The following is a 20,190-nucleotide window of genomic DNA, read 5'->3' on the forward strand; positions in this document are numbered from 1 at the left end:
ATGCGATCAGACAAACTCGCCCGAAACTACCGCGCTGCCATCTGCCTCTCCTCGACCCTCATCTGGATCAAGACCGACTTAATCAACACGGCCTAGGCGCATGCGGGCGCGACCAGCGACGACAGTGTTGCGTTCTGCGCCGCTTGCAAGCGAGTTGCGGCGTTCCTGTAGCCTGCCGCGTGCGATCAGCTGTGCGCATGTAGACAACGGCCCGCCCCTATCTTGCTCGACGGCGAAGCAGGGGCGGATTCTATGTCGGCCGTATCATCTGTTCCCAGGGTCGGAGAGCATGGGAGCTGGGAACGTACCATATAGCTGCGGCACCGCCGACGCAAGTTCAGAAGTCGTCAAGAACTCGCCCGCGCGGCCGTCCCAGCGGGAACCTCGTGACCAGCCGCTCATTCGGATGACGGAATTGCCTTCGACACGCAGCACCTGGCCGTTGAGCCACCCTGCCGCATCTGAGGCAAGGTAGGCGACCACCGGGCTTGCGTTGCGAGGATCGAAGGGGGTGAAGGCGTCTTCCGACACGCCGCCCCACGCCGAAGCGAACTGCTCGGTCATGCGGGTGATGGCCACGGGCGAGATCGCGTTGCACGTTGCACCGTACTCGCCGAGTTCTTTCGCCGCAGTCATCGTCAGGCCGAGGATACCGGCTTTGGCTGCAGAATAGCCTGACTGGCCAGGCTCCCCAAGCATGCCAGTCGATGACGTCGTGTTGATGATGCGCCGTCCGGTGCCCGGGTGCGCGGACCAGTGCCTGGCCGCTTCCCGGACCATGAGGAATGTGCCACGTAAATGGACTGACACCACAGCATCGAAGTCCTCCGGGGAGGTATCGATCAGCGGAGCGTTACGCAGGATTCCAGCGTTGTTCACGACGATGTCCAGATGGCCGAACTCCCGCAGGGCGAGCTCTACCGTCTCCGCGCAATCGTCGGGGGACGTGACGGACCCAGATGCGGCGACGGCTGAACCGCCGCGTTCGCGGATCTCGTCGACGACGCCCTGGGCGGGAACGACGGAACCCCGATCTCCGCTGACGGAGACTCCCGCGTCGTTCACCACGACCGCGGCGCCCTGAGATGCAAGTTCGAGGGCGTGCGCCCGTCCGATTCCTCTGCCGGCCCCGGTGATGATGGCAACTTTGCCTTCGAGAATGCCCGATGTCATGAATCTTCCCTCGTGTTTGCCATGTATGCGTTCTCCACGATCTGAGCAAGGCCGGGGTAATCTGCCGGCCCCGCGTGCATGACTCGACCGATGTCCAGGACGACGACGTTGTCTGCCACAGCGAGGGTGGTGCTCACGACCTGCTCGATCAGCAGGACCGACATTCCCTCTTCATCCCTCAGGTTGCGCACGGTCTGCATGACTTCGTTGACGATTGAGGGCGCCAATCCCGAAGACGGCTCATCTAGCATGAGAACCGAGGGCTTGCTTAGCAATGCCTGCCCGATCGCGAGCATCTGCTGCTGACCGCCGCTGAGATAGCCCGCAGGCTGGTCGTGGCGTTCGCTGAGGATGGGGAACCGATCATAGGCCTCTCGGATGCGGCGTTGCTCCTCCGCCCGCTTCATACCGAGTCCGTAGACACCCATGAGGAGATTCTCTTCGACGGTGCGTTGGCGGAAGATGCGCTTATTCTCCTGCACGTATCCGAAGCCGAGTCTGCGCCTCGCATACGCAGGCACGCCGTTTATCGACTCTCCGTGCAGTCGAACTTCTCCGGACTTCAGTGGGAGGAGACCCGCGATGGCCCGAAGTGTCGTCGTCTTGCCTGCCCCGTTACGACCGAGTACAGCGGTAATCGTGGCGGGTTCGACGGTGAGCGAGACATTCCGCACAACAGTGAGATCACCATATCCACATGTGAGGTCGACGACTTCCAGTGCATGGGTCATTTCGAGTCCTGTCCCTCGAGGAAGTGTTCGTCCTCATCGGTAGCGTTCGGCAGTGAGGCCGATGCAGCGCTTTCGACTGGTTCGCCGAGGTAGTGCTGGATCACCTCCGGGTGTGTGGAGATCTCATCGGGTGTGCCCGTCGTCACCAGTCGCCCCTGCGAGAGTACGACGACCCGGTCGGCAAGATCGCGCACCAGCGAGAAGTTGTGTTCGACTAGGAGCACTGTCCCACCGGCGTCACGGACAGCGCGGATGATCGCAGAAAGCGATGCAATCTCTTCTTCATCGAGACCGGAGGCGATCTCGTCCAGGAGGACGAGTGCGGGACGGCTCACGAGAGACCGCGCGAGTTCGAGCATCCGTCGCGTGCCCAAGGGCAGTGAGGTCGCCTGGGCGTCCGCGACGTCCGAGAGTCCGGTAGCTTCGAGAATCAGATCGACTTCCTCACGATCGCGCGCCACTGCGGCGCGATAACGCGGGAGGCGAAGCATCGTCTCGATGATGCTGACGCGATCACGGCTGTACAGAGCTGTGGCGACTGCTTCCCGCACCGTCAGGTCAGGGACAGAGGGCGTCTGGAACGTGCGGGTCACGCCGGAACCGGCTGTGCGACTCGCGGATAGGGAGCTGATGGTCGCGTCGCCGAGCTTCACATTTCCGGCATCTGTGTTGTAGAAGCCGTTGATCACGTTGAGCAGTGTCGTCTTGCCCGACCCGTTGGGTCCGATCAGAGCTACGACCTCGCCAGGTGAGGCCTCAAAGGAGACGTCACTCAATGCAGCGAGACCACCGAAGTTTTTCGACACGCCGCTCACAGCGAGCACCTTGCCGGGGATCTTCCCGACCACGGGATCGGTCGGCGCAGTGGCGGATCGCTTCGTTGTCAATTTCTCGCGACCGCGGGAGAGTCGCGAGCGCAACTCAGTAAACGCGCCACCGAGACCTCCGGGGAGCAGCACGCCGACTGCGACGAGGAGGATGCCGTAGACGATTAGAGCGAAGTCACCGAAGACCGTCGTGCGCAGCGGACCCAGCTGCATGATCGCAGCGCCGAGGAAAACCCCGTAGATGCTCCGTCGGCCGCCGAGGATCGCGGCGGCCAGGACACCGATCGTGAAGTTCACTCCGAAAGCCTCAGGGGCGATGAAACCGTCGAGGTAGGCGAATAGACATCCGGCGAGCGCTGCAGGGAGGCCTGCGATCGAGTATGCCTTGAGCTTCAGGCTGTATACCGAAATGCCAACCGAGTTCGAGAGGATCGAGCTGTGACGCATCACGGCGAACGCGTTGCCGGTGCGGGACTTGACCAGGTTGCGATAGAGCACGAACCACAGGCTCGTGATGATGATCGTCGCCACGTAGAGGCCGATGTTGTCGAGCTGGAAGCCGAAGATCGATGCGCGTGGAATGCCGGGAAGTCCCTGGTCTCCACCGAGCTGCTCTTCGAATATGTCGACGATGTCGGGAACGAGGAGCACGAGGAACAGCGACGAGGTGGCCAGCATCCAACCGCCCAGCCGCAATCCCGGGATGCCGGATATGAGCCCGAGTATAAGGCCGGAGATCGCGGAAGCGACGAGCGCGATCACCAGATCGTTCCACAAGTTCATGGCGAAGTAGGCGGTCGTGTAGGCGCCTGCCGCGTACATGGCAGCCGAGGCGAAGGACAGTTCACCGGCGAATCCCCAGCTGATGTTCAGTCCGCTGACGATCAGGGCCATGAGCATCACGAGGAGGATCTGCCGCATCCACGCGCCGCCGAGCAGGCCCATTACAGGGGCGAGCGCGAGGAATGCTGTGACGACAATCCATCCGGAGGGAAGAGCCCACGCCGGGATCTTGCTATCGGAGACGGTCTTGATCGGTGAGGTGAGAGTCATACCACTCGCTCCCTTGCATGGCCGAAGAGGCCTTGCGGTCGCAACAGAAGTGTCGCAATGAAGATGATGAATACGGCGAGGTTCTGGTACGACGACCCGGTGAAGCGGATCACGAGGGCCTCGACGAGTCCGAGTCCGAGTCCGCCAAGCAGCGCACCGAGTTGGCTCCCCATTCCGCCAATGGCGAGGACGACGAAGCCCTTGAGTGCCAGCATGAACGCGATCTCGACGACGGCGAACGTCACGGGGCCAACGAACGGCGCCAGCGCGAATCCGATGGCGCCCGAGATCATGAAGCCAACGAAGGCCATGCGCTTGGGCCTAACGCCGAGCACGAGTGCGGCGTCGCGGTCCTCCGATTGCGCGAGGGCCGCCAGGCCGGACCTGGTGCGAGTAGCCCAGAAGTGGGCGAGCAGAGCGACTGTAACCGAGACGGCGATGAGGACGATCTCAGCCACGGCGATGCGTCCACCGCCGGGCATCGGGATCATCGCATTCCAGCCTTCGTTGTTGAGGAAGGGTACTCTCACGGCGTCTTCGCTTGGCGAAAGCAGCAGGATAGTGCCCTGGATCGCAGTGGTGACACCGACGGTCGTCACCAGTTCGGCATGATCGCCCCGGCCCTCGAGGGGGCGAATGGCGATGAGATACTCGATGATGGCGACGATCGACCCCGAGAGTGCCAGGACCGCGAAGACGATGATCAGTGGTAACCCGGCGTTGTAGAGGTACACGCTGAGGAACATTCCTGCGACGATGAATGCGCCATAGGCGAAGTTCACAGTCTTGGATGTCAACCACGTGAGGTTGTATCCGACGGCGACCATCGTGTACGCGGCGCCGATCGCCAAACCCGCGATCAACGTTACGAGCATTTGCACGCCCTCCGACCAGGATGCGCGATGTCAAGACCGGGTCCGGGCTCGGCCCCTGGCGGATCGGCCATCATATTCACTCCTTCGTGGTTCGGAATCGTGCTTGTCGGCTGGCCTCGGAGAGGATCAGGGTCACAGAGGCGCGGTGACGTTGCCTAGCCTATCGCAGAATTAGATATTCTGCATCATGTTGAGTTTCAGTCGGATAGGATCCAGACGTGTGGCATGCGAGTCTGAACTCGCCCCAACGACGCAAAAGGAGTGCTCATGGCGGACGACGATGCCGATCGACCGGGAACCATCTGGGAATCCAGAGGGGTGCTGCGCTGGGGCGTGAGAGAGAGTCTGCGCTCTTACGTGGAGGGTCTGCCCGGGGGGGAAATTCGCGTGCTTGATGGCGCGGAGCGCCTCAGTTCCGGGGGTTTCGGTTTTCCTCTGACGTCGGCTCTTGCGGATCATCGCGTCGGCGATCTGGATGAGCCTCTCGACTTCGGTGGCGCAGTGCGGTTCACCGGATACAACGGCCTTCTGCGGTTCGAAATCGCTCATCCCCGTCTTGAGCGCGATGGTGATTCGGTAGTACTTTCCGTGTCGGACAATCTCGATGAGACTCTTGCAGAACGCATCCCTTTCGGGAGCAGCCTGGCATCGTCCATCTGGATGACGGGCCCAACTCGGCGAACGGCGAAGGCGGTGAAGCTCACCGGCGCCGGCGCCGCTCTGCTTGGTGATGTCTACCCCGAAGGGAGCATGCTGGACCCATGGACATTGACGCTTTTCACAGATTGAGTCTGTGGACCTCTCCGGTCGCGTCGGGCCCTAGTGTCTCGGGTCAGGACGCTGCGGTGGCGCTAGATGATGTGTGAGACGTGCTCACCGGCGAGGAAGCCGTAGACAAGGCATGGTCCGAGGGTTCCGCCAGCGCCCGTGTACGCCATGCCGAGTGGGGAAGAGACGTTGCCTGCCGCGTAGAGGCCTTCGATGACATTCCCATCAAGGTCGATGACTCGTGTGTGCTCGTCTGTTCTCGGCCCGCCCTTCGTGCCCAGTGATCCGATGTTCACTTCCAACGCGTAGAACGGCCCTTTGTCGATCGGCCCGAGCGTCCCTTCAATCGTGCCCTTCTTATAGGGGTCGCCCCACCACAAGTCGTGAGCACTCTCACCGCGGTGGAAATCGGGGTCATGGCCGCTGGCGACGTTCGCATTCCAACGCTCGACGGTCGCGACGAGTACGTCGGCAGGAACGTCGATCTCGACCGCAAGGTCCGCGAGCGTCTCGGCAGACTTGAGCCATGGATGTTCAGCATCGGCGGGCGCTCCCACGGAGCCGTAAAGGTCCATGTACCCCTGGTCAAAGACCAGGTAGGCCGGCAGATTCGCATATGAGAAACTTGCTACGTCTTCCTGATGCAAAGCTCCACCTAGTGCGTTGTATGAGGCAGCTTCGTTGGCAAAACGTCGACCCGCCCGGTTGACCATGATCGAACGTGGGCGAGTGCGGTCGGAACTCACCATCGCGCGGTTCATTGAATTCACACCGGCTGGCAGTTCGGCAATAGGCGACCACCAGGCCTCCCTCATGTTCTGAAGATCGGCACCGACCTTTCGCGCCATGTAAAGACCATCGCCTTCGCTCGTCGGGACAGTTACAGGCAGATTGAGCGGGCCGCGAAGGAACGTCTTCTTGAGGTTCTCGTTCCACTCGAATCCCCCGGTCGCGAGAATCACCCCCCTCGAACCGTCGAACTGATTCTCGCCGGCGGGAGTTTGCGCGATGACACCGGTGATGCGTCCGTCCGTTTCAACGAGTTGCGTCGCGCGGTGCTCCGTGTAGACGACGACGCCGTTGTCGAGGCACAATTTGAGCAGCCAGCCGATTATGGCCTGCCCCATGCCGCGCTCATCCGTGATTTCGCGGCGCTTGAGCTCTTCCGCGCTGGGCGGTTGCGGCACCACTGCGCCGAGCATCGTCTCCGTGGATTTGAAATTCTTTGGCAGATAAGGGCTCATCGTCACCTTATCCGCCCACTCTCCGAGCTCTGAAAAGGGGAAAAGTGGCATCTCCAGAGTGCGTCCGCCCCCCGGTTTTCCTCCAGGGTTTGAGGGATGGTAATCGGGCACGTCGTTCACAATGTACAGACCGATCTTGCCTACTTCATCGAGGTAGTCGAGAACGCGCGGGCCGTTGCGCGCGAGATTCCTGGCGACCTCTTCATCCAGGATTCCGCGGCTGAGGGACATGAGATAGTCGACAGCGTCCTGCTCGGAGTCGTCGATCCCGGCCTCGGTTTCGTAGGGATTGTTGGCGATCCAGATCTGGCCAGCCGACCATGCGGTGCTTCCACCGAGCTTGTCCCATTTTTCGAGAACCGCAACAGAAAGCCCCTTTGAGGCGGCCGTAAACGCCGCAGTGAGACCGGCGATGCCGCTACCGAGCACCACTACATCAAAGGATTCCGTCATCTTTGCTCCGTTCGGGGAAATCTCAGTTCAAAGGGCTTTATTGGCGCGCAGTTTATGCTATATAACCTTGCTGTTACCAGTTCCATACCAGGCGACCTACCCGGGCCACGAGGCGAGAGGCCGACCTTCAATATCGAACTGCTCGATGGGCAACGCTTCCTCGATGAGTGCGAATATTTCCCCTGCGCGCGGCATTCCGACGTAAAGCGCAGACTGCATGGCGATCTCGGCGACCTCATTGCGTGTGAGGCCAAGATTGACGGCGATCCGGACATGAGCACGTACCTCCTTGAGATAACCACCGCCAATGAGAACGCCGAGGATTGCGATCTCGCGATCGCGGATGCTCAGGCCCTCACGCTGCCACACCTCCCCGAAAGCCCATTCCGTCAGGTAGCGGCCGAAATCCGCTGATGGACCGTTAAAGTGCTCGACAAGGAATTGGTTCATTCCCGGCCTCATCCGGTCCGCGAATTCGCGCCCCCGCTCAAGACGTTTCTCGATGGTGAACTCTTCGTCGTCCATCTTCTGTTCTCCTCGATCCAGTAGGCGCTAACTAAATATTATATGTAGTGCAGTTCAAATTTGCTACAAGAACATGACGATCCACCTTCATCATCGCCGTGCGTGGTAGCGCTTCCAGCAACACGAGTCGATCCGGTGCTTTGTAATCGGCGAGTTCCGATCGCACGTGGTCGCGCAGGTCCTCGAGCGTGGGGGCCGGGTCGCCGGAAGGGACCACGAACGCCACACCGATCTCTCCGATCACGGGCGCCGGGATCCCGATCACGGCGCTCTCGCCGACGAGCAGGTGCGTCGAAAGCACCCGCTCGACCTCGAGTGGGTACACGTTGTATCCACCGCGGATGTACATCTCGCCCCGCCGACCGGTCAGCAGGAGATGGCCGCGGGGAGAACGGTAGCCGAGATCGCCGGTGCGAAGCCATCCGTCATCCGTGAGGGCCTTGCGCGTCGTCTCCTCGTCGTGCCAGTAACCGCGCATCAGACAGGCGCCGTGCACCTCGACGTTGCCGACTTCGCCGACGGGCACCGCGGCGCCGAGATCGTCGACGAGGCGGATGTCCATACCGGCCTGCGGACGTCCCACGGTGCGGAACTGGATATGAGGCGGTTCGTTGATCTCGGTACCGGTGATGCTCGGCGACTCGGTCATCGCATAACGTACGACAAGCGGCACCTCGAACCGCTTCTGGACCTGCTCGATGAGATCGGGCGAGGCCGGTGCCGTTGCGGACGTTCCCAGCCGCAGGTGGGGAAATGGCCGGTGGCCGCCCTCATGCTCGAGCATCTTCGCCCACTGGGTGGGAACCAGGCTCGCGACCGTGACCCGTTCTTCGCGCAGGAACAAGGCAGTGGATGCCGCCGACCACGGTTGCGGCGGAACGATGAAGGCGATCGCCCATGCGATCTGATCCCAGACCTTCGCCATGTATCCTGCGTGCGCGAACGGCGTGGCGACTAGGCGGCGATCGAACGGCGCACTCATGACGCCCGATGAGTGCACAGCCGCTTCCAGCCCTGCGTGGTCGTACCACGCGCCCTTTGGCGCTCCCGTCGTGCCGCTGGTCCAGATAATGACAGCCGGGTCGTGGCGACCGATGCCCGGTTCCTTTCCCCACTCGGCCTGAGTCGTGGCATCGAGAACGCTGCGCGCACCCAGCAGCTCATCGAGTTCATGCTGCTCGATCGTCTCGATGGCGGTGTCGGTCGTGACGTCGCCGATCAGAAGTCGGGCGGCGGACTGCCGCAGGATCCCGGCGATCTCGCGGCGGCCGAGCCGGGTGTTGATCCCGGTGGCGATGGCGCCGATACGCACCGCGGCGACGTAGCAGATCGCGAAGGCCGCCGAGGACGGCAAGCCGATCGCGACGACGTCTCCTCGCCCGACACCACGACGGCGGAGCTCACCTGCGAGCGAGATCGATGTGCGGTCCCACTCGGCGAAGGTCAATCGAGTCCTGCCGTCCACATAGGCGTCACGATCACCGAACTGTTCGGCCGCCGCAGACAGGGCCGCTCCGAGATGGTCGAAACGGCCCTGAAGCGTCGGCGAACTGGACATGGAGTCAGCCGAAGCGGAGCCCGGGAGCGCGGGTCTTGAAGACATCGGTCGCGAACACCTGCCCGAGCTTGGTGGCATCCCACCGCTTTTCCCCATTCGCCACGACGGCGTCTTCGGTCCATCCACCCATGAGATAGATCTTGTCCTCCATCGCGCGGATCACCTGTCCGGAGACATGACCGGCTTCGGGGCTGGCGAGCCAGGCGACGACAGGAGAGCAGTTGGATGGATCCTGCGGATCGTATTCGCCCTCGGGTCGTTCATCCGGCTCGAGGGGCGCGGCCTGTCCTGGCATGGTCGCCGAGATGCGAGTGAGTCCGCCAGGCCCGATCGCGTTGACGGTGACGCCGGTGCTCGCCAGTTCGAGGCTCGTCGTGAGTGTGAGGCCCGCGATCGCCGATTTCGCTGTCGCGTAGTTGGACTGGCCGAAGTGTCCGAGCAGTCCGGCTCCCGAGACGGTGTTGATGATGCGGCCGTACGTCGAGCCCGTGGACTTGGCCTCCTCTCGCCAGCGCCGCACGACGGCGCGGCTCGCCAGCCAAGTGCCGCGGACGTGCACGCGCATCACGATATCGAAATCGGCGGCGGGCATATTCCAGATGGCCTTGTCCCGCACGATGCCGGCGTTGTTGACGAGGATGTCCGCGCGACCGAACTCCGACCAGGCTTTCGCCACCATCGCCTCGACCTGGTCCTCATCGCCGACATCCGCGTAGTCGGGGACTGCCTGACCGCCCCTGGCCTTGATGATGTCGACGACGGTGTCGGCGTCTCGGCCCGATCCCTCGCCCTTCACGGAGGTGCCGAGGTCATTGACAACGATGCGCGCGCCATGCTTGGCGAGCTCGAGAGCGTGTCCCCGGCCGATGCCGTGACCCGCTCCGGTGACGATGGCGACTTTTCCGTCGAGAAGACCTGTCATGTGCTCTGTGTTCCTTGCGTCGATGTGTACTGTCTGACGAGATCCGCGTCAGTGCGCGGGGGCGAAAAGCGGGATCGAGATGTCTTCGGTGAGGCGGTGAACGGTCATCGTGAGATCCATTCCGACCTCGAGGTGTTCCGGATCGCAGTCGACCAGTCGGGTCATGACCCGCGGTCCCTCCGCGAGTTCGACAACCGCTGCGACGTAGGGCAGTTGCTCGCGGAACGGCGGCAGGTCGTTGACGTGGACGACTGAGTACGTGTAGAGCGTGGCCGAGCCGCTCGCCGGGACCCATTCGACTTCGCCGCTCCAGCAGCGTGGGCAGAACGGGCGTGGATAGTGATGCACCAGGCCGCAGTCGCGGCAGTGCACGATCAGGAAGACGCCCTCGTCTCGCACTGCGTCCCAGAACGGACGGCTGTCGGCTTCGATGGTAGGAAGATCGCTCCGCGCGGTCATCTGGTTCTCCTCTCGCTCAGCGCCCGCGGAACGCTGCGGGGCGTCGTTCGATGAAGGACTGCAGGCCTTCGTGCGTGTCCGCCGAGTGGGACTGCAGTTCCTGTACAAGGCCTTCGGCCAGGAAGGACGCGGCTCGATCGCCGTCGAGTGAAGCGTTGAAGAGTCGCTTCGTCAGTGCGATCGCGGTGGTGGGACCGGAGGCGATCCGCTCGGCCAGCTCGGACGCGGCCGCATCCAGGTTCGAGGGCTCGACGACTCGGTTGACCAGTCCGAGGGCGTGCGCCTCACTCGCTCCCAGCTTTTCTCCCAGGAGAGCGAGTTCTTTGGCCTTCTGCATTCCGATGAGTCGCGGAAGCAGGTACGCGCCACCCGCGTCGACCGTGAGCCCGCGGAGAATGAACGATTCGATGAACGTCGCCTGCGAGGATGCGACGACGAAGTCGGAAGCGTACGCGATATGCGCGCCCATGCCCGCCGCCGCGCCCTGGACGACGCTGACGACCGGCTTGTCGCAATCGAGGATCGCGGCGATCAGCTGCTGCGCTCCGCCCATGATGCGCCGGGTGATGTCTCCGACGACCGGATCATCTGTTCCCCCGATACCGGAGACATCGGCGCCCGCGCAGAAGTGCTTGCCTTCCGAGCGGATGACCACCGCGCGAATGTCGGCGACGCGGTGCGCATGCGAGAGTGCAGCGATCAGTGCGTCCCGGTCGACGGTCCGCAATGCGTTGCCTGCCGTCGGCCGATTGATCGTGATGGTCGCGATGCCGTCCGCTTCGGTCGTCAGGATGGCGTGTTGTTCTTCGGCCATGGCCCGAGGTCTCCGATCCTCATGGGTGGGAGCGCGATACTGCGCTGCTTGCGGCTATTCTGGCACTAGTGTCACCAACTGATCAACTTCACTAACGCTGGAAGGAGCCGTGTGATTGTGACGAGTCTCGAGAAGAAGGCCGAATCATACGAATTCGTAGTAGAACGCGGAGCAGTGCGGGCGTTCGCGCAGGCGATGCAATCTGACAACCTTGCCTACGAGGGCGAAAATGCGATCGTGCCGCCCGCCTTCCTCATCACTGCGTGGCGGTGGGCGCCGGACGACGGTCGCGCTCAGCACGGCATCCCCCGGGCACGGCTGCTGCACGGTGAGCAGGAATTCGTGTTCCACACCGATCCGCCGCGCGTCGGCGATGTGCTGACCGTCCAGGAATGGGTGAGCGACCGGTTCGAGAAGGCGGGCAAACGCGGCGGAGTCATGGAGTTCGTGATCGTCACGACCGAGTTCCGCAATCAGACGGGTGCGGCGGTGGCGGAGATGCGATCGACGTTCATCGGACGTGAGGCGAAGGGAGATCAGGAATGAGCACCATTCCGAAGATCGGCGATGTCGCGCCGGATCGCGAGTTCGGACCGATGACCACGGAGATGTTTGTGCGCTACTCGGGAGCATCAGGGGACCTCAATCCCATGCATTACGACCGCGATTTCGCGGAGAAGGCGGGCTATCCCACCGTCTTCTCCCAGGGCATGCACTCGGCGGCACTGCTGTCCGCGTTCGCCGGGGACTGGCTGGGCGCTGAACGGCTTCGCCGTTTTCACGTCCGCTTCCGCGACATCGTCTGGCCAGGCGATGTCCTCAGCTGCGCGGGTGAGGTGACCTCGATCGAAGAGGTCGACTCGGGCCATCGGATCGTGGCGTCGCTCACGCTGACGCGGCAGACCGGCGCGGTTGCGATACTGGGAGAGGCCGAGTTCCTCCTCGAGCGCTGAGAGCGAGGCCCGAGCGTAACGGAGAGAGCGGAGGGCGAGATGGGCCAGCGGCGTTCGAGCTACGGACCGACCAGCCCGGACGTGGGTCTGCGCGGTGCGCAGACGCACGACAACATCCTCAGCTCAGCTCTTGAGCTGTTCGCCGAGAAGGGCTATCACTCGACGACGATCCAGGACATCGTCGCAGCGGTCGGCATCTCCCGCGCGACGCTATACCAGTATTTCGAGAGTAAGGAACAACTCTTCGTCGAGCTCCTCGAAGTCTGCGGTGCGGCGGTGGTCGAAGTCATCCGCAAGCTGGGCGCCCTCGGCCCGGGCGCCCAGGGTTTCGCGAATCTGCGCTGGTGGCTCGGCGAATGGTCCCGCGTGTACGAGCGATACGCGACGATGTTCATCGAGTGGGCGAACATCGACGCGCCGGGCGCACCGGTGGGCGCCCTCGTCAGCCACTTCAACACGCGCTTCAACCGTCGAGTGGCGCAGCGTCTTGCCGAAGGCGGCGTGACCGGTGTGGATGTCCACGACACCGCGATCGTTCTCACGAACGTCATCCTGCGCTGGAACTACGTGCGGCAGATGCGCGGGGTGGACCGGGAGGACACGCCCGAGCAGGACTACTACTTCGCCGTGCTCGTGCAGCTGATGCTCTTCCCATCCACGCCACCTGAAGCGACGCGAGGCGGCCGTGATGTACCGCGGCGCTGGAACGTGCAACGCGTGGGAGGGCGGCTCGGCACACGTGAGCCGACTTCGCTTCCTGCTCCCTACCGTGAGAAGACCAACGGACTCACCGCGCGCAGCGCCGGCACGGTTCGTGTCCTGGTGGCGTCGGCGGCCCGGACCTTCGCATCGCTGGGCTACCAGCGCGCAAGCATCGACGATGTCGTGACGGAAGCAGGATTCGCTCGCGGGACGTTCTACAAGTATTTCGATGCGAAGCTCGAGCTGCTCACCGCGCTCGCAGACCTGTGCGCCCAGGAATCCATCGCCGGTGCACGCAGGCTGGAGCACATGACTCCCGCGGCCTACGGAACTGAGTTCCCGGAGTGGTGCCGATCCACCCTCGCGCTCAGTGAAGAGTACCGCAGCGTGTACCGTGTCTGGATGGAGCGCTCGCCGGAGTCGGATCAGCTCCTGGGGCTGCGGACAGCAGTCGTCGAGGCAATCCAGCGCGCCCTCTTCATCCAGTTAGGAGGCATCGACCGAGGACATCCGCTCGATCTGCGCAGCTCTGAGGTCTTCCTGATCGCGTTGTTCGACCAGGTTCCCGATGCTTTCGAGCTCAACCGGCAGTCACGCAGCCGCGACGACATGGCACGGCTCATCACCGACCTGCTCGACCGTGCATTGTTCGGGCGGGGAGTATTTACAATATAATATAGTCAGGGCGGCGAGGACTTCGCCTGAATACGATGGGAAGGCGATCATGTCCGAGGCAGAGGTGCAGGGTAGTCGAATCGGAAACGAAGGCTGGACAGGTCGATTCTTCGAGGACTTCGAGCCGGGGGATGTCTACTACCATCCATTGGGCAAGACCGTCACCGACACCGACAATCAGTGGTTCACACTGCTGACACAGAACACCGCGAAGGTGCACTTCGATCATGTGGCATCCTCGCAGACCGAGTTCGGCAAGCCCCTGGTCAACTCGACGTTCATCCTCGCGCTCGTCACCGGTCAGTCCGTGATCGACCTCTCGTTCAATGTCATGGCGAACCTCGGTTGGGACGAGATTCGGTTGCCTGCCCCGGTCTTCGACGGCGACACGATCTACTCACGCTCCAAGGTTCTGGAGAAGCGGACGTCGAAGTCACGAGAGAACGTGGGCATCGTCACGGTCGCGACCGAGGGCTTCAACCAGGACGGGGTCGTCGTCATCAGCTACAAGCGAACGTTCATGGTCTACCGACGAGGGTTCGCACCGGTGAATCCGACGCCTCGTCCCGACGAGTCGAGCCTTCCCTCGGTGCACGGTGTGACCGATGTCTGAGATCGCGTCCCTCGCCGCTGTGCGGCGAGCCAGGACATGGCTGTTCGTTCCTGGCGACCGACCCGAACGATTCTCGAAAGCGCGATCGAGTGGCGCGGATGCTGTGATCATCGACCTCGAGGATGCCGTCGCAGCGTCCGAGAAAGAACGAGCGCGTCGGGAGACGGCAGTCGCACTTGCAGCTGATGGCGGTTTCGCCGTGCGCATCGGCGCTCCGTCGACCGTCGAGGGCGCCCGCGATATCGAGGCACTGGCCGCGTCGGGAGTTGCACCGTGGGCCGTGGTCGTGGCCAAAGCCGAGGATGCGGACGAGTTGGAGGAGGTGGCTCGTATTCTGCACGCACCGGTGATCGCGCTCGTCGAGAGTGCCATGGGACTGGAAGCCGCCGCCGGCCTGGCAGCGTCCGCATCCGTCGTACGACTCGCCTTCGGGGCGGTCGATCTGTCCTTGGACATCGACGCCGTAGCGGATGACGACGTGCTCGCACCTGTGAGATCCCGGCTCGTCATGGCCTCTCGCGCTGCCGGGATCGCCGCGCCGATCGACACGCCGAGCCTCGACATCGAGGACAGCGCTCGTACGCGCGCCGCGGCGACTGTCGCCCGTCGGTTCGGCATGGGCGGGAAGCTGTGCATTCACCCGAGGCAGGTACCCGTCGTGGCGTCCGCGTTCCGGCCGACTCCCGATGAGGTGGAGCGCGCGCGGAAGATCCTCGATGCCGCTGATCATGACGGTGCGGCACGGGTCGATGGGCAGATGATCGACCTGCCTGTCTTGGAGCGCGCACGCAGAGTGCTCGCCGAGGCGGATGCAGGCGCCGGCGCCGCACCGGCATTCGCGCACGACAACATCGGGGCGGACCGATGACTCACGGTCCGCTCCACGGCATCACCGTCGTGTCGTTCGAGCAGGCCGTGGCAGCACCGTTCGCGACCCGCCAGCTCGCCGATCTCGGTGCGCGTGTCATCAAGGTGGAGCGGGAGTCGGGTGACTTCGCCCGCGGGTACGACACGAAGGTGCGTGGCATGGCGAGCTACTTCACGTGGCTCAATCGCTCGAAGGAGTCGGTTGTCCTCGACCTGAAGTCGCCAGAGGGCCGGGAGGCGGCACGTGCTCTCATCGAACGTGCGGACGTTTTCGTACAGAATCTCGCTCCTGGAGCTGTCGGACGGATGGGGCTCGGCGCCGATGAGGCTCTGAAGATCAATCCTCGATTGATCCACGTCTCGATCTCCGGATATGGCGAAACCGGTCCGTACCAGAGCAAGAAGGCGTACGACCTCCTCGTCCAGTGCGAAGCCGGCTTGCTCTCGATCACCGGAACTCTGGAGAATCCCGTGAAGGTCGGGATCTCGATCGCCGACATCGCGGCGGGGATGTACGCATACTCGGGCGTGCTCTCGGCCCTCATTCAGCGAGGCATCACGGGGGAGGGCCAGCGCCTGGAGATATCCATGCTCGAAGCGCTCGCGGAGTGGATGAGCCATCCGTACTTCTATGCGGAGTACGGCGGGGCTCCGCCGTCGCGCACGGGCGCGGCCCATGCGACGATCGCACCATATGGACCGTATGAATGCGCCGACGGCACTGTGTTCTTCGCGGTTCAGAACGAGCGCGAGTGGCGGCGGTTCTGTGATGACGTGATCGCTGACGAAGCGCTCGCGACTGACTCGCGGTTCGCGGGCAACGCCTCGCGCGTCGATCACAGGGCAGACCTCGACGCGGTCATCGCGCCGGCCATGCGGCGGTTGACACGCGCGGAAGCGATGGCTCGGCTGGATTCTGCCGCGATCGCGAACGCCGAATTGCGCGACATGGCGGGGCTGTCCCAGCATCCGCAGCTGGAGGCCAGGGGCCGGTGGCGGGACGTCGACTCGCCGGTGGGACCCGTCCGCAGCCTGGTCCCGCCGGTGACGGCTCCATGGGACTCGCGGATGGATCCGATACCCGCGCTGGGCGCTGACACGGAACGCATCTTGGGTGAATTGGGCCTGCCGACGTCCACCCACGGAAAGCAGACAATATAATACGGGGATGCTTGAGCGCACACTGCTGCTTGGGTGGATATAAGCGGAAAGCGAGCCCATGACCTTGAACCAACCCAGAACACGCCCGCAGCTCGGAGATGAGGCGGCATCCTACGTTCGTGATCAGATTACATCCGGAACCCTTGCCCCCGGCGCGCATGTGCGGCCCGAATCGGTCGCGAATGAACTGAACATCTCTTCCACCCCGGCACGCGAGGCTCTCCAGGCGCTACGGGCCGAGGGTTTCCTCGAATTGGCGCCACGACGGGGTTTCACTGTGTCTAAGGTCACCGGCGATGATATACGGGACATGTTCCTCGTCCAATCGTGGGTTGCCGGTGAGCTGGCTGCGAGAGCGGCGGCGAATGCGGACGAGGCGCTGATCGCACGAATCAGCCGAGTCCACGATGAGCTGACTGCAGCCGCCGAGCGCGGCGATCTCGCCACGCTGGAAGAACAGAATCATCTCTTCCATCGGGATATCAATCTTGCTTCCAACGCGACGAAACTTGCGTGGGTCATCCAGCTCGTGTCCCGTTATGCGCCGAGCCGCTTCTACGCCACGATCGAGGGATGGCCGGAGACGACGATCGACGACCATGCTGGGATACTCGATGCCATCCGTGCGGGGGACCCGGCGGCGGCGCGGGAAGCGATGAGCAATCACATCCTGCGCTCTGGTGAGCAGCTCGCCCGGCATATTGATGCGCGTCTCGCTGCAGAACCTGCTCCGTCTGCGTAGCGCGGGCTCAACTCCAATACCGTTCGATAAGGCCTAGCCCTCTCACTCGCGGCTCTTCTGCGGTTTTCGATCCCTGACGGCCGGTTCTGCACTGTACGCGCGCCCGCGATCCCGGCCGGATCGTCCTTCGCCAGAGCACTTCGCATCGCGCTGCCGCTCGGTTGGGCCCGGATCCCTCAGCAGCCTGAGAATGTGGGCCCGATCTGGGCGCCACCAGTCCGCTGATCGAACGGTCTGCGGCCGATTCTCCGATCGTCGGCGTGTCTGACGTTGCCGACGTCTTGGCTCAACATGTAGAATATATTTTGCATAAACGCTCGGTTGCTTGCGAGCGCCACAGGGCACTGAGACCAGAAGGCAGACGTGATGACGCAACACCAGCTGAACGAAGAGGAAGAGATCTTCGTCCAGACCGTCCGTGATTTCATCGACCGCAATGTCAGGCCTGCCGTCCGCGAGGTCGAGCATGCCAACGAATATCCTGAGGCCTGGATAGAGCAGATGAAGCAGCTCGGCATCTTCGCGCTCGCCGTGCCGGAGGAATACGGCGGAATGCCGGTCTCCATGCCGTGCTACGTGCAGATCACGGAAGAGCTGTCGCGCGGATGGATGTCGTTGGCCGGAGCCATGGGCGGGCATACGGTTGTTGCGAAGCTTCTGAGCGTGTACGGCACGGAGGAGCAGCGGCAACGCTATCTACCACGCATGGCGACCGGTGAGATTCGCGCGACGATGGCATTGACCGAACCTGGTGGCGGCTCCGACCTGCAGGCGATGCGCACGGTCGCGCGCGATGACGGCGACGAGCTGGTGCTGACCGGGTCGAAGACGTGGATCTCCAACGCACGACGCTCGCAGCTGATCGCCGTGCTCTGCAAAACCGATCCGGAGGCGACGCCGGCCCACACCGGGATGTCCGTGATCCTTGCTGAGCACGGTCCGGGCCTGACTGTCTCACAGGATCTGCCGAAGCTCGGTTACAAGGGCGTCGAGAGCTGCGAGCTTGTGTTCGACGGGTACCGTGTCGGCAATGACGCCGTCCTCGGGGGCGAGCGGGGGCAGGGCTTCGTGCAGATGATGAAGGGACTCGAGACAGGTCGTCTCAACGTCGCGGCGCGCGCTTTGGGAGTCGGTGCTGCCGCTTTTGACGATGCGTTCCGCTATTCACAAGAGCGTGAGTCGTTCGGCAAGCCGATCTGGAAGCACCAGGCCATCGGTCACTACCTCGCCGGCATGGCCACGAAGCTCACAGCGGCCCGACAGCTCGTCAAGTATGCGGCTGAGCGCTACGACAGCGGGGACCGCAGCGACATGGAAGCAGGCATGGCGAAGCTGTTCGCCTCCGAGACCGCGATGGAGATCGCCCTCGACGCGGTGCGCATCCATGGCGGCAACGGCTACTCCACCGAATACGACGTCGAGCGTTACTTCCGGGACGCACCCCTGATGATCGTCGGCGAGGGTACGAACGAGATCCAGCAGAACATCATCGCGAGTCAGCTGGTGACCCGCGGGGGAATCTAGGCTTGCAACAGGGCGTGAGAGTGGCCGGACGAGCTGATCACGGTCATCGGGTGGACAGAAGAAGGGCGGAATCGATGATGATTGAGCAAGTGGACGCGGAGCCTGCGCAGCCCGCATTTGCGTTCGAGGGAATGTACATCGACGGCGAGTGGCGTGGAAGTGTCAGCCGACGAACCGAGGTTGTGCGGTCGCCCTTCGATGGCAGCGCCGTCGTGGAAGTTCCGCGTGGGAACGCTGAGGATGTCGATATCGCTGTTGCCGCGGCGCTTCGCGTACACCGTGCCGGGGCGCTTCCGTTGAGCCGGCGGATCGAGATCCTCGACGCGGCGGCCGTCCTACTGAGGGAGCGTGCGGAGGAGTTCGCGCGCGCCATCGCGCTGGAGTGCGCCAAGCCGATCAAGACCGCACGCGGCGAGGTGTCGCGGGCGGTGGACACGTTCACGTTCACCGCCGCTGAGGCTCGTACGCAGGCATCCGCGATGGTACCGGTCAATGCTGTCGCGGCTGGGGAGGGCAAGACCGCCTGGACCGTGCGAGTGCCCGTCGGTGTGGTCGCTGCGATCGCGCCGTTCAACTTCCCGCTCAACCTCGTTGTGCACAAGATCGCGCCGGCGCTGGCCGTGGGCTGTGCCACGGTGCTCAAGCCCGCCAGCCAGACTCCCGTATCCTCGCTCCTGCTCGCGGGCCTTCTGCGGGATGCCGGACTTCCTGCCGGATGGATGAACGTGGTGACCGGCAGCGGCAGCGAAGTCGGCGGCCCGCTGTCGACGCATCCGGACGTCGCGTATGTCACCTTCACCGGATCTCCGTCCGTGGGGTGGGGAATCTCTGAGTCCGCACCGCGCAAAAGGGTGCGCCTCGAACTCGGATCAAATGCTCCGCTCATCGTGGACGAGCGCAGCGACTGGGCGGCCGCAGCCGATGCCGCAGCGACCGGTGGGTTCGTGCAGGCCGGACAGTCCTGCGTTTCGACGCAGCGCATCTTCGTGCATCGCTCGCACATCGTCGAGTTCACAGCGAGATTGAAGCAGCGCGTCGAGGCACTCGTGGTGGGAGACCCGCTCGACGAGGATGTCGACGTCTCTGCGGTGATCAGCCTCGACGAGGCCGCGCGCATCGACGACTGGATCCGCGAGGCGGCGGCCGAGGGGGCAACGGTCGTGACGGGAGGAACCCGCGAGGGCGCCGTCGTGGCGCCGACGATTCTCAGTGATGTCGGCAGCAAGATGAAGGTCCAGTGCCAGGAGATCTTCGGGCCGGTTGTGACGATTGTCGCTGTTGAGGATATCGACGAGGCGATCGAACGGGCGAACGACTCCGATTTCGGGCTGAACGCCGGCGTCTTCACTGACGACATCGCGCACGCACTACGAGCGATCGAGCGGCTCGACTTCGGAAGCGTCTATATCAACGACGTTCCCACAGTCCGGGTCGACCTCCAACCGTACGGTGGAGTAAAAGACTCGGGCAATACGCGGGAGGGTCCGCACTACGCGATGCAGGAGATGACCGAACTCAAGTTCGTGACGATGAGATCCGCCGGATAGCCCG

20 protein-coding genes are annotated in these 20,190 nt (G+C 63.3%); 10 read left to right on the plus strand and 10 right to left on the minus strand.

Annotated elements, in window-relative coordinates; all coding sequences use genetic code 11:
• Nucleotides 1-264 precede the first annotated feature (264 nt).
• From AB0269_RS13970 to AB0269_RS13985, 4 genes are read right to left on the minus strand one after another with little or no spacing between them, the layout of a single operon-like run.
• Entirely contained in the window at nucleotides 265-1,173 is a 909-nt protein-coding gene (locus tag AB0269_RS13970; RefSeq protein WP_366211863.1) for an SDR family NAD(P)-dependent oxidoreductase, read from the minus strand.
• Complete coding sequence (locus AB0269_RS13975; RefSeq protein WP_366211864.1) at nucleotides 1,170-1,904, minus strand: ABC transporter ATP-binding protein; 735 nt, start codon at nucleotides 1,902-1,904, stop codon at nucleotides 1,170-1,172. The genes AB0269_RS13970 and AB0269_RS13975 overlap by 4 nt, the downstream gene beginning before the upstream one ends.
• Complete coding sequence (locus AB0269_RS13980; protein WP_366211865.1) at nucleotides 1,901-3,784, minus strand: branched-chain amino acid ABC transporter ATP-binding protein/permease; 1,884 nt, start codon at nucleotides 3,782-3,784, stop codon at nucleotides 1,901-1,903. Before AB0269_RS13980 ends, AB0269_RS13975 begins: the two co-directional genes overlap by 4 nt.
• On the minus strand, nucleotides 3,781-4,659 hold the full coding sequence (locus AB0269_RS13985; RefSeq protein ID WP_366211866.1) for a branched-chain amino acid ABC transporter permease: 879 nt from the start codon (nucleotides 4,657-4,659) through the stop codon (nucleotides 3,781-3,783). The genes AB0269_RS13980 and AB0269_RS13985 overlap by 4 nt, the downstream gene beginning before the upstream one ends.
• Nucleotides 4,660-4,926: 267 nt before the next feature.
• Between AB0269_RS13985 and AB0269_RS13990 the strand changes: the two genes are divergently transcribed.
• Nucleotides 4,927-5,448, plus strand: coding sequence for an HtaA domain-containing protein (locus AB0269_RS13990; protein WP_366211867.1), 522 nt, complete (start codon nucleotides 4,927-4,929; stop codon nucleotides 5,446-5,448).
• Between the two features lie 62 nt (nucleotides 5,449-5,510).
• Here the strand turns inward: AB0269_RS13990 and AB0269_RS13995 are convergent, their stop codons facing one another.
• The 6 genes from AB0269_RS13995 to AB0269_RS14020 form a co-directional block, all read right to left on the minus strand.
• The gene (locus tag AB0269_RS13995) at nucleotides 5,511-7,124 is read right to left on the minus strand and encodes an FAD-dependent oxidoreductase (RefSeq protein WP_366211868.1); all 1,614 of its coding nucleotides are present in this window, start codon (nucleotides 7,122-7,124) and stop codon (nucleotides 5,511-5,513) included.
• 96 nt (nucleotides 7,125-7,220) lie between these two features.
• Entirely contained in the window at nucleotides 7,221-7,649 is a 429-nt protein-coding gene (locus tag AB0269_RS14000) for a carboxymuconolactone decarboxylase family protein (RefSeq protein WP_366211869.1), read from the minus strand.
• A gap of 31 nt (nucleotides 7,650-7,680) precedes the next feature.
• On the minus strand, nucleotides 7,681-9,207 hold the full coding sequence (locus AB0269_RS14005; protein ID WP_366211870.1) for a class I adenylate-forming enzyme family protein: 1,527 nt from the start codon (nucleotides 9,205-9,207) through the stop codon (nucleotides 7,681-7,683).
• A gap of 4 nt (nucleotides 9,208-9,211) precedes the next feature.
• Nucleotides 9,212-10,129: an SDR family NAD(P)-dependent oxidoreductase gene (locus AB0269_RS14010; protein ID WP_366211871.1), complete on the minus strand. Its 918-nt coding sequence runs from the start codon at nucleotides 10,127-10,129 to the stop codon at nucleotides 9,212-9,214.
• A gap of 48 nt (nucleotides 10,130-10,177) precedes the next feature.
• Nucleotides 10,178-10,588 carry a Zn-ribbon domain-containing OB-fold protein gene (locus AB0269_RS14015; RefSeq protein ID WP_366211872.1) on the minus strand — a complete coding sequence of 137 codons (411 nt, stop codon included), beginning with the start codon at nucleotides 10,586-10,588 and terminating at the stop codon, nucleotides 10,178-10,180.
• A 16-nt stretch (nucleotides 10,589-10,604) separates the two neighbouring features.
• Entirely contained in the window at nucleotides 10,605-11,402 is a 798-nt protein-coding gene (locus tag AB0269_RS14020) for an enoyl-CoA hydratase/isomerase family protein (RefSeq protein WP_366211873.1), read from the minus strand.
• Between the two features lie 117 nt (nucleotides 11,403-11,519).
• Between AB0269_RS14020 and AB0269_RS14025 the strand changes: the two genes are divergently transcribed.
• From AB0269_RS14025 to AB0269_RS14065, 9 genes are all read left to right on the plus strand, one after another.
• A complete protein-coding gene (locus AB0269_RS14025; RefSeq protein ID WP_366211874.1) occupies nucleotides 11,520-11,948 on the plus strand; it encodes a MaoC family dehydratase N-terminal domain-containing protein in 429 nt (142 codons plus the stop codon).
• The gene (locus AB0269_RS14030) at nucleotides 11,945-12,355 is read left to right on the plus strand and encodes a MaoC/PaaZ C-terminal domain-containing protein (protein ID WP_366211875.1); all 411 of its coding nucleotides are present in this window, start codon (nucleotides 11,945-11,947) and stop codon (nucleotides 12,353-12,355) included. The genes AB0269_RS14025 and AB0269_RS14030 overlap by 4 nt, the downstream gene beginning before the upstream one ends.
• 39 nt (nucleotides 12,356-12,394) lie before the next feature.
• On the plus strand, nucleotides 12,395-13,732 hold the full coding sequence (locus tag AB0269_RS14035; RefSeq protein ID WP_366211876.1) for a TetR/AcrR family transcriptional regulator: 1,338 nt from the start codon (nucleotides 12,395-12,397) through the stop codon (nucleotides 13,730-13,732).
• A gap of 49 nt (nucleotides 13,733-13,781) precedes the next feature.
• The gene (locus AB0269_RS14040; RefSeq protein ID WP_366211877.1) at nucleotides 13,782-14,345 is read left to right on the plus strand and encodes a MaoC family dehydratase; all 564 of its coding nucleotides are present in this window, start codon (nucleotides 13,782-13,784) and stop codon (nucleotides 14,343-14,345) included.
• A complete protein-coding gene (locus AB0269_RS14045) occupies nucleotides 14,338-15,213 on the plus strand; it encodes a CoA ester lyase (RefSeq protein ID WP_366211878.1) in 876 nt (291 codons plus the stop codon). The genes AB0269_RS14040 and AB0269_RS14045 overlap by 8 nt, the downstream gene beginning before the upstream one ends.
• The gene (locus AB0269_RS14050) at nucleotides 15,210-16,373 is read left to right on the plus strand and encodes a CaiB/BaiF CoA-transferase family protein (RefSeq protein ID WP_366211879.1); all 1,164 of its coding nucleotides are present in this window, start codon (nucleotides 15,210-15,212) and stop codon (nucleotides 16,371-16,373) included. Before AB0269_RS14045 ends, AB0269_RS14050 begins: the two co-directional genes overlap by 4 nt.
• 58 nt (nucleotides 16,374-16,431) lie before the next feature.
• Complete coding sequence (locus AB0269_RS14055; RefSeq protein WP_366211880.1) at nucleotides 16,432-17,115, plus strand: GntR family transcriptional regulator; 684 nt, start codon at nucleotides 16,432-16,434, stop codon at nucleotides 17,113-17,115.
• Nucleotides 17,116-17,481: 366 nt separating this feature from the next.
• A complete protein-coding gene (locus AB0269_RS14060; RefSeq protein ID WP_366211881.1) occupies nucleotides 17,482-18,639 on the plus strand; it encodes an acyl-CoA dehydrogenase family protein in 1,158 nt (385 codons plus the stop codon).
• A 2-nt stretch (nucleotides 18,640-18,641) separates the two neighbouring features.
• Nucleotides 18,642-20,186, plus strand: a complete 1,545-nt coding sequence (locus AB0269_RS14065) for an aldehyde dehydrogenase family protein (protein WP_366211882.1) — start codon at nucleotides 18,642-18,644, stop codon at nucleotides 20,184-20,186.
• Nucleotides 20,187-20,190: the final 4 nt, after the last annotated feature.

The sequence above is a fragment of the Microbacterium sp. NPDC077644 genome (assembly GCF_040702785.1).
Classification (GTDB): domain Bacteria; phylum Actinomycetota; class Actinomycetes; order Actinomycetales; family Microbacteriaceae; genus Microbacterium.